This is a genomic window from Vibrio sp. B1ASS3 (genome assembly GCF_905175355.1).
In the GTDB taxonomy this organism is placed as follows: Bacteria; Pseudomonadota; Gammaproteobacteria; order Enterobacterales; family Vibrionaceae; genus Vibrio; species Vibrio owensii.
The window spans coordinates 782,338-797,532 of record NZ_HG992742.1 but is presented as its reverse complement, the minus strand read 5'-3'; the positions used below and the strand labels follow the sequence as shown (position 1 = coordinate 797,532).

Genomic DNA, 15,195 nt, shown 5'->3' with positions numbered 1-15,195 from the left:
ACCATATGTCTACCATTCACATCTTAGGTATCGATTTAGGCAAGCACTGCTTTCATGCGGTTGGTAACAATCACACTGGCAAAGACGTTATTCGCCGTAAGTTTAGTCGAATCCAACTACTTCGTTTCTTATCTGTACTTGAACCTACCATCATCGCTTTTGAAGCCTGTGGTGGTGCTCACTGGCTTGCGAGAAAGTGTGAAGCCTATGGGCATCGAGTTCGACTTATCCCGCCTCAATATGTAAAACCTTACGTCAAAGGTAACAAGAACGACTTTATTGATGCAGCTGCGATAGCAGAAGCAGCGAGTCGACCAAGCATGAGATTTGTCTCTGCCAAGTCAGAGGAAGCTCAGGTAATCGCAGCTATCCATCGAGTGAGGGATGGTTATATCAAAGAACGAACGGCTTGTATGAGCCGAATTGGAGCAATACTACTTGAGTTTGGGCTGAGTTTTCCTAAAGGCCATGCCAAGATGAAAGCGCTATTTCAGTGGTTGGCCGAGCAAGATATAAAACTACCACCGAGTCTGGTCGCTGAGTTGCTCTCGATTCATGAGCACTATAAATACCTAAATGAGCAAGTATCTACTCAAGATAGAAAACTGAAAGCAATTACTGAAAATAATGAAAATGCCGAGCTTTTGAAGAGTATTCCTGGTATTGGTGATTTAACAGCAACGCTGTGTGTGGCTAATATCAGTTCTCCTTCAAACTTTGGTGGAGGTCGCGAGATGGCTGCATGGCTAGGACTCGTTCCAAGGCAGTATTCAACGGGTGGCAAATCAAAGCTATTAGGCATGAGTAAACGAGGGAACAAACACCTTCGCGCTCTATTTATACATGGAGCGAGGTCCGTGCTATCTAGGATAGAAACAACAGGAAAAGTGTTTGGAGATTGGTTAGTCAATTTACGAGCAACAAAGCCGTTTAATGTAGTGGTAGTCGCACTTGCCAATAAGCTAGCAAGAATAGCTTGGGCGGTGTTGTACCACCGCCAAGCTTTTAAGGCTGTATAGCCATAACCAAGTTTGCAACGCCAATGAACGTGATGACAAAAACGGTCGATCGGCCAGATTAGTAACCTGATACAAAAAATAGCACCTAGTTGCTTTGGGGCTTTTAAGGATAATCTGGCGCGGATATCATCGTGGAGCGGGAAGTTAATGTTCCCAACGTGGACTCCGAATACATTAGCGCAAACCAACTCCGTTATTACTAAATTGTAGTTGCAATAACGGGGCGGACCATACATTTTTTATATGTTCTACCAAAACTCACGCTTTATGACTTAGATAGCAAGACGACCACTCAAGCTCTAATCTATATCTACTCAGTTACTCTCCATATCCCACTTAGCTCATCTTTTTTCAGTTCATGTAGAGTTGGAAGCAAGCTATCAAAAAAGCCATTCTAGACACCCTCTACGTACGAATTTGAGCGGCTACTTTCTGGATAATTACAAACGGAATTTATTACCCTAAAGTCCTCTAAAAACACTTCCTTTCCCTCATAAAAAAAGCATAATCAGCAGCCAAATTTTGCTGTTAAAAACCTCTATTTTTTACTCAGCAAGGGAAATTAGGCCAACATTTGATGGAGATTGCGAAGTCAATCACAACAGAACGGCAGATTAAATTTCACCTAGTTAATTAACAAAAAATCGTGTGTGAGCCAGATCGCCAAAGCATCACAAGCCCACAAAGACATTAATTTAAAAGGGATCAAGAGTAAGCAAACACTAACACACAAAGTTTAAGTGGATATAAACTGCGACGTATATCAACGTTTAATTTTTAGCCTTACCAGGCTTAAAAACGAACAAAATGACGTTTATGACGGAGTTGGTACGGTTTTTAACGTTTTTAACGGGAATCGAGTTTGATTATTTTGTGGATAAGGTGTTTTCTTACTCCTGCCTAAGGCCTACAGGCCACTCTTAGAGCGAAACAAATTTAATGTGGAGCGAAGAGGTGGGCCTTGGAGAGTGTTTATCAATTGATGACATTCAATTCCATTAGTGAAATGAAAGCAAATAGTAAGGAACAGCTATGCTTGCCAATATTAAAAAAACAGCACTAGCAACAGCAATTATTGCAACGGCTACTACAGGTTTTGCATCAGTAGCTACAGCCGCTGAGCGCAGTGAACTGACTATCCACCCTAAAGAGTTTACAACTTTTGTTCGTAACTTTAACCCTTTCTTGGGTGCAACAAACCTGCACACAACTACTGACTTTATCTACGAGCCATTAGTTGTTTTCAACGAAATGCACGGCAACACGCCAGTATTCCGTCTAGCAGAAAACTTCCAAATGTCTGACGACCTAATGAGCGTAACTTTCGATATTCGTAAAGGCGTAAAATGGTCTGACGGCGAAGCGTTTACCGCTGATGACGTTGTTTACTCTTTCAACCTAGTTAAAGAGAAGCCAGAGCTAGACCAATCTGGTATCAACTCTTGGGTAACTGGCGTAGAGAAAGTTAACGATTACCAAGTTAAGTTCCGTCTAAGCGAAGCAAACTCAAACGTTCCTTACGAAATTGCTAAAGTACCAGTTGTACCTAAGCACGTATGGAGCAAAGTGAAAGATCCATCAACATTCACTAACGAAAATCCAGTAGGTTCTGGCCCATTCACAGTGATCGACACTTTCACTCCTCAACTGTACATCCAGTGTGAAAACCCGAACTACTGGGATGCAGCGAACCTAGACGTTGACTGTCTGCGTGTTCCTCAAATCGCGAACAATGACCAGTTCCTAGGTAAGATTGTTAACGGCGAAATGGACTGGACTTCTTCATTCGTTCCAGACATCGACCGCACTTACGCAGCAGCGAGCCCTAAACACCACTACTGGTACCCGCCAGCAGGTACTCAAGCGTTCGTAGTAAACTTCAAGAACCCAGATGCAGCGAAAAACGAAGCACTAACTAACGTTGACTTCCGTCGCGCATTCTCTATGGCTCTTGACCGTCAAACTATCATTGATATTGCATTCTACGGCGGCGGTACAGTGAACGACTTCGCATCTGGTCTTGGCTACGCATTCGAAGCTTGGTCTGACGAGAAGACTCACGACAAGTTCAAGGGTTACAACTCTTACAACGCTGAAGGCGCTAAGAAACTTCTAGCGAAAGCGGGCTTTAAAGACGTAAACAAAGACGGTTTCGTTGACACGCCATCTGGTAAGTCTTTCGAGCTTCTAATTCAATCGCCAAACGGTTGGACTGACTTCAACAACACTGTACAGCTTGCTGTTGAGCAACTTGCAGAAGTAGGCATCAAAGCACGTGCTCGTACACCAGACTTCTCTGTGTACAACCAAGCAATGCTTGAAGGTACTTACGACGTTGCGTACACCAACTACTTCCACGGTGCAGACCCATACACTTACTGGAACAGTGCTTACAACTCAGCACTACAATCTGGTGACGGTATGCCTCGCTTCGCGATGCACTTCTACAAGAACGACAAGCTAGATGGTCTTCTAAACAGCTTCTACAAGACAGCTGACAAGCAAGAGCAGCTAGAAATCGCTCACGGTATTCAGCAAATCATCGCTCAAGACCAAGTGACTATCCCTGTGATGTCTGGTGCTTACATGTACCAATACAACACAACTCGCTTCACTGGTTGGTGGAACGAAGAAAATCCTAAGGGCCGTCCAAACATTTGGGCTGGTATCCCAGAGCGTCTACTTCACGTACTGGACCTAAAACCAGTTAAATAAGTAGAAGTTCATTTCTAGCGGCACACATCCCGTGTGCCGCCTATAAAAATCCCCTTGTTACTAAACCAACATATGGCGCTCGTCGTCAGGGGATTTTTCGCTCTAAATTTCGCTAGGAGCGACCTGAAACCAGAAACAGGGAAAAAATCTGGGTGAGTAAGGTGTGAGTTATGGGTTATTTTTTAAGACGTTTGTCGTTCTATCTTGTCGCGCTCTTGGTTGCAGCGACGTTAAACTTCATTATTCCGCGAGCAATGCCTGGTGACCCAGTTACCATGATGTTTGCTAACGCATCAGTACAGGTAACGCCAGAGCGAATCGCAGCAATGAAAGAACTGCTGGGTTTCGTAGATGGTCCAATCTACATTCAGTACCTGTCGTACATCAAAAACATTCTAAGCTGGGAGCTAGGTACTTCTATCCAGTTCTACCCGCTTTCAGTTAACTCTCTACTAGGTGGCGCATTCGGTTGGTCATTGTTCCTAGCAGGTACTGCAGTTGTACTATCGTTCTCGATTGCTTCTGTACTAGGTATCTTCGCAGCTTGGAAACGTGGTAGCCGATACGATGCATTCGTAACACCGGGCACACTGATCATTCAAGCGATTCCACAAATGGTTATCGCGATGCTAGCGCTGTTCATCTTTGCCATCGGTCTTAAGTGGTTCCCATCAGGCTACGCCTACACCCCGGGTACTGTGCCAGATTGGACAAGCTGGGAGTTCCTAAAAGACGTGGGTTACCACGCTGTTCTTCCATTGTTCTGTGCGACGATTGTTCAGATTGGTGGCTTCCTAGTAAACATGCGTAACAACATGATCAACCTTCTTGCTGAAGATTACATCACAATGGCAAAAGGTAAGGGTCTGAGCGAAAACCGAGTTGTATTCAACTACGCAGCTCGTAACGCACTACTACCAAGTGTAACCGCACTTTCTATGTCTCTAGGTATGGCAATCGGTGGTCAGCTAATCATCGAGATGATCTTCAACTACCCAGGTCTAGGTACGGTTCTTCTAAACGCAATTCACGCACGTGACTACCAAGTACTTCAAGGTCAGCTAATCATCATGACGATGTTCATGCTCTGCTTCAACCTAATGGCTGACATGCTGTACATGATTCTAGACCCTCGCCTACGTAAGGGAGGCAAATAATCATGAAAGAACTATTTAAACTGATTTTAGGTAACGCGTTCGCGCGTGTTGGTTTGGCGATTATCTCATTATTCATCTTTGTCGCCGTTGCCGCTCCGTTGATTACTCAGCATGCGCCAGATAAGCGCACTGGTAACCCACATGAGTACCCTGGCTTTGTTGTAAAACAAGCACAAAACAACCCTGATGGCTGGGTTGCTAAAAACCTAGCAGATGACCGTCGTACGCTGCTTATGTCGAAAAAAGCGGACCACGTACTAGGCACGTCTCGTATGGGTCGTGACATCTGGTCTCAAGTTGCTTATGGCGCTCGAGTATCTCTAGGTGTGGGTTTTGGTGCGGGTGTTATCGTGTGTTTTCTAGCAACGGTTATTGGTATCTCAGCAGGTTACTTCGGCGGCCGTGTCGATGACGTACTGAGTGCTGCAATGAACATCATGCTGGTTATTCCACAGTTACCACTCCTGTTCGTACTCGCTGCATTTATCGGGGAGGCAGGGCCGCTCACCATTGCCTTGATTATCGCCGGTACTTCCTGGGCTTGGGGTGCACGTGTTGTGCGAGCTCAAACCATGGCACTACGAGAAAAAGAATTCGTTAAAGCCGCAGAAGTACTGGGTGAGTCACCAATTCGCATCATCTTCGTTGAGATTTTGCCAAACCTAATCCCAATCGTTGGTGCAAGCTTCATCGGTTCGGTAATGCTAGCAATCAACACGGAAGCAGTAATTTCGTTCCTAGGACTAGGCGATGCAAACACCATCAGTTGGGGCATCATGCTGTACAACGTACAGACTTCATCCGCGATGCTTATCGGCGCATGGTGGGAAGTTCTAGCACCTTGTATTGCACTAACTCTATTGGTGACAGGCCTTGCTCTACTGAACTTCGCAGTCGATGAAATTGCTAACCCGCAGCTTCGTTCTCACAAAGGCATGAAGCGCTGGAAGAAAATGGCAGCACAAGACAAGAAAGAGCGTGAGCCAGAATTGGCACCACAAAATGCACTATGGAGCGGAGATAAATAATCATGACTGCACCACTAATTTCTATCCGTAACCTATGCGTAGACTACATTACAGATGCGGGCGATGTCCGCGCCTGTAACAACGTCAGCTTCGACATTGCGCCAGGCGAAGTATTTGGCCTAGCAGGTGAATCTGGCTGTGGTAAATCAACTGTTGCATTCTCGCTAATGCGCCTTCATAAGCCGCCAGCGTTTATCACTGGTGGTGAGGTTATCTTCAATGGCGAAGATATCCTTCAATACAGCGATGAGCGTATGCAGTCGTTCCGCTGGAGCGAAATGTCGATGGTATTCCAAAGTGCGATGAACGCTTTGAACCCAGTACTAACGATGGAAGAGCAGTTCTGTGACGTAATCATGCGTCACACCAACATGACTCGCGCTCAAGCCAAAGTTCGAGCAGAAGGTCTATTGGAAATCGTTGATATCCACCCTAGCCGACTAAGCGATTACCCACACCAATTCTCTGGCGGTATGCGTCAGCGTCTGGTTATTGCTATCGCTTTGGCTCTGAACCCGAAAATGATCATCATGGATGAACCTACAACGGCACTAGACGTGGTAGTTCAACGTGAGATTCTGCAAAAAATCTATGCACTTAAAGAAGAATTTGGCTTCTCGATTCTGTTCATCACTCATGACTTGTCGTTGATGGTCGAGTTCTCTGACCGCATCGGCATCATGTACTCGGGTGAACTGATTGAAGTAGCCCCTTCTAAACAAATTCTGGAAAGTCCTTACCACCCTTACACAAAAGGTTTGGGTAGCTCTTTCCCTCCACTAACTGGTCCTAAGACCAAATTGACTGGTATTCCAGGCAACCCTTTGAACCTATTAGAAGTTCCTCAAGGTTGTCGATTCCAAGCTCGTTGTGACCGTGTCCATGAAGCTTGTACGCGAGTACCAACTCAGCTGCGTCAAATTGAACCTGGTCGTCTCTCAAACTGCCACTTGTATGGCGACACGATTGCTCAAGCTAAGGTTTAACAACAAAAAATAACGCTAGCTAAGAAGAAAATTACACTGGAGAGAATTATGAGCAAACAATTCGGCGAATTGCTGGTTGAAGGTAAAAATGTCGTTAAGGACTTCCCTTTAAACAGTAACTCAATCAAACAATCTAAGATGCGTGCTATCAACGACGTATCTTTCAAAATGTACAAAAGCCGCGGTTTATCCGTAGTAGGTGAGTCTGGCTCAGGTAAATCTACTACCGCAAAAATGATTGCGAAAATGTACGCACCAACCGATGGCATCATCGAGTACAAGGGTCGTGATATTCAAGACATCACCTCTCGTCACGATTTGATGACTTACCGTGAAGGCGTGCAAATGGTATGGCAAGACCCGTTTGGCTCGCTAAACCCAACACACAACATATTCCACCATATTGCTCGCCCACTGCTGATCCACAAGAAGGTATCACCGGGCAACAAAAAAGAGTTGGAAGAGCGCGTGTACGACCTACTAGAACAAGTTGGCCTGATTCCACCAAAAGAAACGGCGCAAAAGTTCCCGCACCAACTTTCTGGTGGTCAACGTCAGCGCGTGAACTTGGCTCGTAACATTGCAGTTGGTGCAGAAGTGGTACTGGCTGACGAACCAACATCAATGCTTGACGTATCGATCCGTGCTGGTGTTCTTAACCTGATGGAAGAGATGAAGTTTGAGAAACAAATGTCTCTTCTTTACATCACTCACGACATCGCGACAGCGCGTTACATCGCTGAAGATCTTGCGGTTATGTACGTGGGCCACATGGTTGAGTGGGGTGACACAGAGGAAATCATTCACGATCCTCAACACCCATATACGCAACTACTGGTTTCAGCCGTGCCAGATCCATCAAAGTCAATTCACGAGAAGTTGAAAGGCAACAAAGGTGAGATCCCACTTTGGACGCCTGAATCAGTCGGTTGTCCATTTGCAGGACGCTGTGTTCATGCCACAGAAAAATGTCGCGAGCGACTGCCTGGTGTGACGCAACTGTCTGATAACCACTTTGTTCGTTGTTACTTATTCGAAGATTAATCATAACGAGGGTCAGGTATCAATCTGACCCCTTTTTCCCTTTAGATTTTATTGTTTCCCGGAGAGATTGAATGCTGCTACTGACTAACCACATTGGTTACGAGCGTCTGGGCCCTAAGAAAGCGATCATCCAGACGAGCCGACCACGTCTGTCTTCTTATACGGCTTTGTTGGTTTGTGCTGATAGCCATCAAACCGTTGCAACCTTGACGGTAGAAAAGCAAGGCAAAGTAGCGAACTGGCATCAAGGTCATTTCTACCTTATCGACTTTTCTTCATTTAACACTCCAGGTAACTATTACCTTCGTTTCGACCATTTACGTTCATCTCACTTTGAGATCGGCGAACACATTCTTTTCGATCGCACGCTTTCAGATGTGATCCATTATTTTAAATCTCAGCGTTGCGGAGGTATTTTCGATCAACAAGATCGTCAGGCTCCGCTGCTAAATTCCGACGAAACCGCCGATGTTCATGGCGGTTGGTATGACGCTTCAGGCGATGTCAGCAAATATCTGAGCCATTTGTCGTACGCAAACTACCTAAACCCACAGCAGACCCCTATGGTGGTGTGGAACATGTTGAAAGGTTTGTCCCTGCTAGACGGCAACGACAAACTGGCTAAATTCACTGCTACTCGCCTTATTGAAGAAGCCCTGTTCGGTGCAGACTTCCTTGTTCGAATGCAAAACGAAAAAGGCTTCTTCTACATGACCGTGTTCGACAAGTGGAGTAAAGACACAGCTCAACGTGAAATCTGCGCCTACGAAACCCAACTTGGTCATAAGTTTGATGACTACCAAGCCGGTTACCGACAAGGAGCTGGCATTAGCATTGCAGCATTAGCTTCAGCAGCACGTCTAGAGGTTCATGGTGAATTCCACCAACAAAAATACCGTAATGCAGCAGAAAACGGCTACTGGCACTTAAAAGAGCACAACACCCAATACCTAAACAATGGTGAAGAGAACATCATCGATGAATACTGTGCATTACTTGCAGCCGTTGAGCTATTTAAGACCACCAAAGAAACCCGCTACCTAGAAGAAAGCCGCGTGTGGGCAAACCGCCTTTCTGCTCGTCAAATGACTGATGAGCACATTCAACATTTCTGGGCAGCCAATCAAGATGGCAGCCGCCCTTATTTCCATGCGGCAGAAGCTGGACTTCCTGTTATCGCGCTGTGCGAATACTTGGCGATTGAAGACGACTCTGAGCGCGCTTCAGTAGCAAAACAAATCATCACTCAAGCCTGTGAGTTTGAAGTCTCTATCACCAATAGAGTGAAGAATCCATTTGGTTACCCACGCCAATATGTAAAAGGTGTAGATGAAGCGAAACGTGATGCGTTCTTTGTGGCACACAACAATGAATCGGGTTACTGGTGGCAAGGTGAAAATGCTCGCTTAGGTTCACTGGCAACCATGGCGTATTTGGCGCAGCCATTTATCGAGTCAGAAATTCTAAAGCAGCAACTTTCTAAACTCGCACAAGATTCTATCAACTGGATTGTGGGTCTGAACCCGTACGACATGTGTATGTTGGACGGTCATGGTCGCAACAATCCGGACTACCTTCCTCAATATGGTTTCTTCAATGCAAAAGGTGGCGTGTGTAACGGCATCACCGGCGGTTTCGAAGATGAGGAAGACATTGCATTTAATCCACCAGCACAGAAAGACGATATGCTTCAAAACTGGCGCTGGGGAGAACAATGGATCCCGCATGGTGCGTGGTACCTACTCGCAGTAATGAGTCAGGCTCAGCACATCTCGACTTTAGCGAACTCTCAAGCCTTCAAGGAGCAATAAACATGGGGATGTATTTTGTAGGTATTGATGGCGGTGGCACTTCCTGTCGCGCCCGTATCAAAGACGCGCAAGGCAACTTCGTTGGAGAAGCTAAAAGCGGCAGCGCTAACATTATGTTAGGTGCAGAAATCGCGATGGCGTCGATTCTTGAATCCATCGCTTCAGCGGCACAACAAGGCGGTCTCTCTCAACAAGACTTTGCTTCTATGCACGTTGGCTTAGCACTTGCGGGCGCTGAACATAAAACCTCTTGGCAAGCATTCATGGCTTTAGAGCACCCATTTGCCAGTATGACACTCAATACCGATGCTTACGGAGCATGTATTGGTGCGCATAACGGTGAAGATGGCGCAATCATGATTGCAGGAACCGGCTCATGCGGCATTTTCCTCAAAGGTCTCGAGCAACATGTCGTTGGTGGTCGTGAGTTCCCAATCTCCGATCAAGGTGGCGGCGCAGTCATGGGGTTGCGTCTGATCCAACAAGTCTTGCTAGCAGAAGATGGCATCCGTGAAAAAACACCTCTTGCCGCGCACGTCATGAATCATTTTGAAAATGACATCGACAACGTAGTGGCATGGTCTAAACAGGCTTTGCCTCGCGATTACGGTCAATTTTCTCCTGCTATTTTCCAACATGCGGAACAAGGGGATGTACTGGCGATTGAAATGCTTAAGCAAACCGCAGCCGATATAGAAATGTTCTTAGTCGCGCTGAATAAGCGTGGGGCTACTCGTATCTGCCTAATGGGCAGTATCGCAGAGCGAATTCTGAACTGGTTGTCTCCACCAGTTCAACAGTGGGTGGTTGAACCTCAGTTTGATGCGATTGAAGGAGCCATTATGTTTGCTGGCAAACCAGAGCATAACCTTTACGCCGTGAGTGTTGAGTAGGAGTGAACATGGAATATCGTGTTGATCTAGTGGTCCTTTCTGAGCAAAAACAAAACTGCCGCTTTGGACTCACCTTTCACAATTTGAGCGACCAAGACCTAAACAGCTGGAGCTTAACTTTCGCTTTCGATCGTTACATTCTTCCAGACAGCGTTTCAAATGGTCAACTGACTCAAATTGGTAGCTTTTGCACACTAAAACCGGAAGGTATGGTACTGGCTGCCAACCATCACTATTACTGTGAATTCAGTATTGGTTCAAACCCATTCCGTTATTACTCGGATGGCTTTAACGAAGCGATGATCGACTTTGTCGTTGATGGAAACCCACAGCGCGCACAAGTGGATGTGACTCCTATCGTTTTAGCGTCACCTTACCGTGAACGCAGTGAGATTCCTGCAAGCTTAACCCATGCACAGCCGTTGCTGCCAAAACCTAATCATATTGAGGTCAGCGACCACTCGTTCACGTTTGACGAGCAAGCTGGCGTGGCAATTTATACTGACTTAGCCAACTCAGCAAAAACGTGGTTACTGGAAGAACTCCAGCGTATTCATCAGTTTGAGCTTTCTTCATCCAACAGCGGAAAAATCCTGTTCAAAAGTAACCCAACGCTAGATGAAGGCGCTTACAAGTTAAAAGTGTCAGAAGAGTCGATCAAGATTGAGGCAGGGTCTTCGTCTGGCTTTACCCATGCTTGTGCGACCTTATTGCAACTACTAAAACGAGACGAGAATACCAACACTATGGAAGTGGTGTGCTGCTCTATCAAAGACAGCCCTCGTTTTCGATACCGCGGCATGATGCTGGACTGCGCTCGCCATTTCCATTCGGTAGAGCAAGTAAAACGCCTGATCAACTTATTGGCACACTACAAGTTCAACACGTTCCATTGGCACCTCACCGACGATGAAGGCTGGCGTGTCGAGATCAAATCTCTTCCTCAGCTTACCGATATTGGTGCGTGGCGCGGTATTGATGAAACCATCGAGCCGCAATACACCCATTTGTCTCAACGCTACGGCGGCTTCTACACGCAAGAAGAAATCAAAGACGTTATCGAATTTGCAGCGCAACGTGGCATCACAATCATTCCTGAAATTGATGTACCTGGTCATTGTCGTGCCGCGATTAAGGCTCTGCCACACCTATTGGTTGAAGCAGAGGATACGACGGAATATCGCAGCATTCAGCACTACAACGACAACGTCATCAACCCTGCTCTGCCGGGTAGTTACGAGTTTATCGACAAAGTGCTTGAGGAAATCGCGGCTCTCTTCCCTGCTCCTTATGTTCACATTGGTGCTGACGAAGTGCCTAATGGCGTCTGGTCGAAAAGTCCTGCTTGCCAAGCGTTTATGGAGAAGTTGGGTTACACAGATTACAAGGAACTACAAGGTCATTTCCTTCGCCATGCAGAAGACAAACTTCGCAAACTGGGTAAACGTATGCTGGGTTGGGAAGAAGCGCAACACGGCAACAAAGTCAGCAAAGATACGGTGATCTACTCATGGCTAAGCGAAGAAGCGGCATTGAACTGTGCTCGCCAAGGCTTTGATGTGGTGCTGCAACCTGCACAAACCACTTACCTAGATATGACCCAAGACTACGCACCTGAAGAACCGGGCGTGGACTGGGCAAATCCACTGCCATTAGAGAAGGCTTACAACTACGAGCCGTTAGCAGAAGTCCCTGCTGACGACCCAATCAGAAAACGCATTTGGGGCATTCAAACCGCTCTATGGTGCGAAATCATCAACAACCCATCGCGCATGGACTACATGATTTTCCCTCGCCTGACTGCCATGGCAGAAGCATGTTGGACTGAAAAACAACACCGCGATTGGACCGACTATTTATCACGTTTGAAAGGTCACCTTCCTCTGCTCGACTTGCAGGGAGTGAATTACCGTAAACCGTGGAAGTAATACCAAGCTAGATGCCAACGCATCACGCTTAAACAGTTTTTAAATTTTTGGCTGCAGGCGCAGCTTAGTAAAAAGGAAATACACAAATGAAATACGGCTATTTCGATAACGAGAATCGCGAATACGTCATCACTCGCCCTGACGTACCAGCACCATGGACAAACTACCTAGGTACTGAGAAGTTCTGTACGGTTATCTCGCACAACGCGGGTGGCTACTCGTTCTACAACTCTCCAGAATACAACCGTGTTACTAAATTCCGTCCAAATGCGACATTCGATCGCCCAGGACACTACGTTTACCTACGTGATGATGAGACAGGTGACTACTGGTCAATCTCTTGGCAACCTGTTGCGAAAAGCCTAGACGAAGCAAACTACGAAGTTCGTCACGGCTTGTCTTACTCAAAGTTCAAGTGTGAATACAGCGGTATTACCGCAACGAAAACTCTGTTCGTGCCAAAAGGCGAAGACGCTGAAATCTGGGATGTAGTGATTAAAAACACCTCAGACAAACCACGTACGATCAGCGCATTCTCATTTGTTGAATTCTCATTCAGCCACATTCAATCTGATAACCAAAACCATCAGATGTCTCTGTACTCAGCAGGTACGGCTTACAATGAAGGTGTGATTGAGTACGACCTGTACTACAACACCAACGATTTCGAAGGTTTCTACTACCTAGCTTCAACATTTGACCCAGATTCATACGACGGTCAACGTGACAGTTTCCTTGGCCTATACCGTGACGAAGCAAACCCGCTAGCGGTAGAACAAGGTAAGTGTTTCAACACAGCACAAACGTGTTACAACCACTGTGGCTCTCTGCACAAGCAATTCACTATCCAACCGGGTGAAGAAGTTCGCTTTGCTTATATTCTAGGTATCGGTAAAGGCAACGGTGAGCGTCTACGTACTAAATACCAGGACCTTGCAGAAGTCGACAACGCATTTGCGGGTATCAAAGCACACTGGGATGAGCGCTGTGGCAAGTTCCAAGTGAAATCACCAAACGAAGGTCTAGATACCATGATCAACGCTTGGACACTATACCAAGCAGAAACTTGTGTGGTGTGGTCTCGTTTTGCTTCATTTATCGAGGTGGGTGGTCGTACTGGTCTTGGTTACCGCGATACAGCGCAAGATGCAATCTCAGTTCCTCATGCTAACCCAGCAATGACGCGCAAACGTATCGTTGACCTACTGCGCGGCCAAGTGAAAGCGGGTTACGGTCTACACCTATTCGATCCAGATTGGTTCGATCCAGAGAAAGCTGATGTTAAACCATCTAAATCTCCAACCGTAGTTCCAACACCTTCTGATGAAGATAAGATTCACGGCATCGAAGACACATGTTCTGATGATCACCTATGGCTAGTTCCAACCATCTGTAAGTACGTGATGGAAACGGGTGAGCACAGCTTCTTTGATGAAGTGATCCCTTACGCTGACGGTGGCGATGCAACCGTTTATGACCACATGAAAGTAGCGCTAGACTTCTCGGCTGAATACGTCGGTCAAACCGGTATCTGTAAAGGCCTGCGTGCAGACTGGAACGACTGTCTGAACCTAGGTGGCGGCGAATCTTCAATGGTGTCGTTCCTACACTTCTGGGCACTGCAAGAGTTCATCGACCTAGCGAAATACCTAGGTAAAGAAGCCGACGTAGAGAAATACACGGAAATGGCAGCAAACGTTCGTGAAGCGTGTGAAACACATCTTTGGGACGACGAAGGCGGCTGGTACATCCGTGGTCTGACGAAGAATGGCGACAAGATCGGTACAGCGCAACAAGCGGAAGGCCGAGTGCACCTAGAGTCAAACACGCTTGCAGTACTTTCTGGTGCTGTATCTCAAGAGCGCGGCGAAAAAGCGATGGACGCAGTCGATGAGAACCTGTTCTCCGAATACGGCCTTCACCTAAACTCACCATCTTTTGCAACACCGAATGATGATATCGGCTTCGTAACTCGCGTTTACCAAGGCGTAAAAGAGAACGGTGCCATCTTCTCGCATCCAAACCCATGGGCTTGGGTAGCTGAAGCGAAACTGGGTCGTGGTGATCGTGCAATGAAGTTCTACGATGCACTAAACCCATACAACCAGAACGACATTATCGAAAAACGTATTGCAGAACCATACTCATACGTTCAGTTCATTATGGGTCGTGACCACCAAGACCACGGTCGTGCAAACCACCCATGGTTAACAGGTACATCTGGCTGGGCTTACTTCGCTGTTACCAACTTTATCCTTGGTGTGCGTACAGGCTTCGATGGTCTGACTATCGATCCATGTATCCCAACAAACTGGCCAGGTTTCGAAGTGACTCGCCAATGGCTAGGAGCAACGTACAACATCAAAGTCGTTAACCCAGACTCAGTAAGCAAAGGCGTTAAGTCGATTACCGTGAACGGTGAAGCTGTAAATGGTGCATCTGTACCAGTTCAAGCGGAAGGTTCAGTAAACGAAGTTATCGTTACTCTAGGTTAATCATCTTTTAGGGGAGAGCTTCTCCCCTTTTGATTTATCCGATGCACTGAGTTTGATGAGTGCATCGGTTCGCTAGCAAAGATTTAAGAGGCGGTGGGATGCCGCTCTTATCGAGGATC

General features: G+C 46.5%; 10 protein-coding genes. All 10 read left to right on the top strand.

The window, feature by feature from the left end:
• Window positions 1-5 precede the first annotated feature (5 nt).
• The 10 genes from KJB05_RS03740 (at window position 6) to KJB05_RS03695 (ending at window position 15,076) form a co-directional block, all read left to right on the top strand.
• Window positions 6-1,019, top strand: a complete 1,014-nt coding sequence (locus tag KJB05_RS03740; protein WP_213053086.1) for an IS110 family transposase — start codon at window positions 6-8, stop codon at window positions 1,017-1,019.
• 1,032 nt (window positions 1,020-2,051) lie between these two features.
• Window positions 2,052-3,734 (top strand): ABC transporter substrate-binding protein, encoded by a 1,683-nt coding sequence (locus KJB05_RS03735; protein WP_020196582.1) that lies wholly within the window; start codon window positions 2,052-2,054, stop codon window positions 3,732-3,734.
• A 170-nt stretch (window positions 3,735-3,904) separates the two neighbouring features.
• The gene (locus KJB05_RS03730) at window positions 3,905-4,891 is read left to right on the top strand and encodes an ABC transporter permease (protein ID WP_208445181.1); all 987 of its coding nucleotides are present in this window, start codon (window positions 3,905-3,907) and stop codon (window positions 4,889-4,891) included.
• 2 nt (window positions 4,892-4,893) lie between these two features.
• Complete coding sequence (locus KJB05_RS03725; RefSeq protein WP_005439412.1) at window positions 4,894-5,919, top strand: ABC transporter permease; 1,026 nt, start codon at window positions 4,894-4,896, stop codon at window positions 5,917-5,919.
• A gap of 2 nt (window positions 5,920-5,921) precedes the next feature.
• Window positions 5,922-6,905 carry an ABC transporter ATP-binding protein gene (locus KJB05_RS03720; protein ID WP_005439411.1) on the top strand — a complete coding sequence of 328 codons (984 nt, stop codon included), beginning with the start codon at window positions 5,922-5,924 and terminating at the stop codon, window positions 6,903-6,905.
• A gap of 48 nt (window positions 6,906-6,953) precedes the next feature.
• Entirely contained in the window at window positions 6,954-7,949 is a 996-nt protein-coding gene (locus tag KJB05_RS03715) for an ABC transporter ATP-binding protein (protein WP_005439409.1), read from the top strand.
• A gap of 71 nt (window positions 7,950-8,020) precedes the next feature.
• Window positions 8,021-9,760 carry a glycoside hydrolase family 9 protein gene (locus KJB05_RS03710; RefSeq protein ID WP_208445180.1) on the top strand — a complete coding sequence of 580 codons (1,740 nt, stop codon included), beginning with the start codon at window positions 8,021-8,023 and terminating at the stop codon, window positions 9,758-9,760.
• A gap of 2 nt (window positions 9,761-9,762) precedes the next feature.
• Window positions 9,763-10,653: an N-acetylglucosamine kinase gene (locus KJB05_RS03705; protein ID WP_208445179.1), complete on the top strand. Its 891-nt coding sequence runs from the start codon at window positions 9,763-9,765 to the stop codon at window positions 10,651-10,653.
• A gap of 8 nt (window positions 10,654-10,661) precedes the next feature.
• Window positions 10,662-12,581 carry a family 20 glycosylhydrolase gene (locus KJB05_RS03700; RefSeq protein ID WP_020196587.1) on the top strand — a complete coding sequence of 640 codons (1,920 nt, stop codon included), beginning with the start codon at window positions 10,662-10,664 and terminating at the stop codon, window positions 12,579-12,581.
• A gap of 86 nt (window positions 12,582-12,667) precedes the next feature.
• On the top strand, window positions 12,668-15,076 hold the full coding sequence (locus KJB05_RS03695) for a N,N'-diacetylchitobiose phosphorylase (protein WP_208445178.1): 2,409 nt from the start codon (window positions 12,668-12,670) through the stop codon (window positions 15,074-15,076).
• Window positions 15,077-15,195 lie beyond the last annotated feature (119 nt).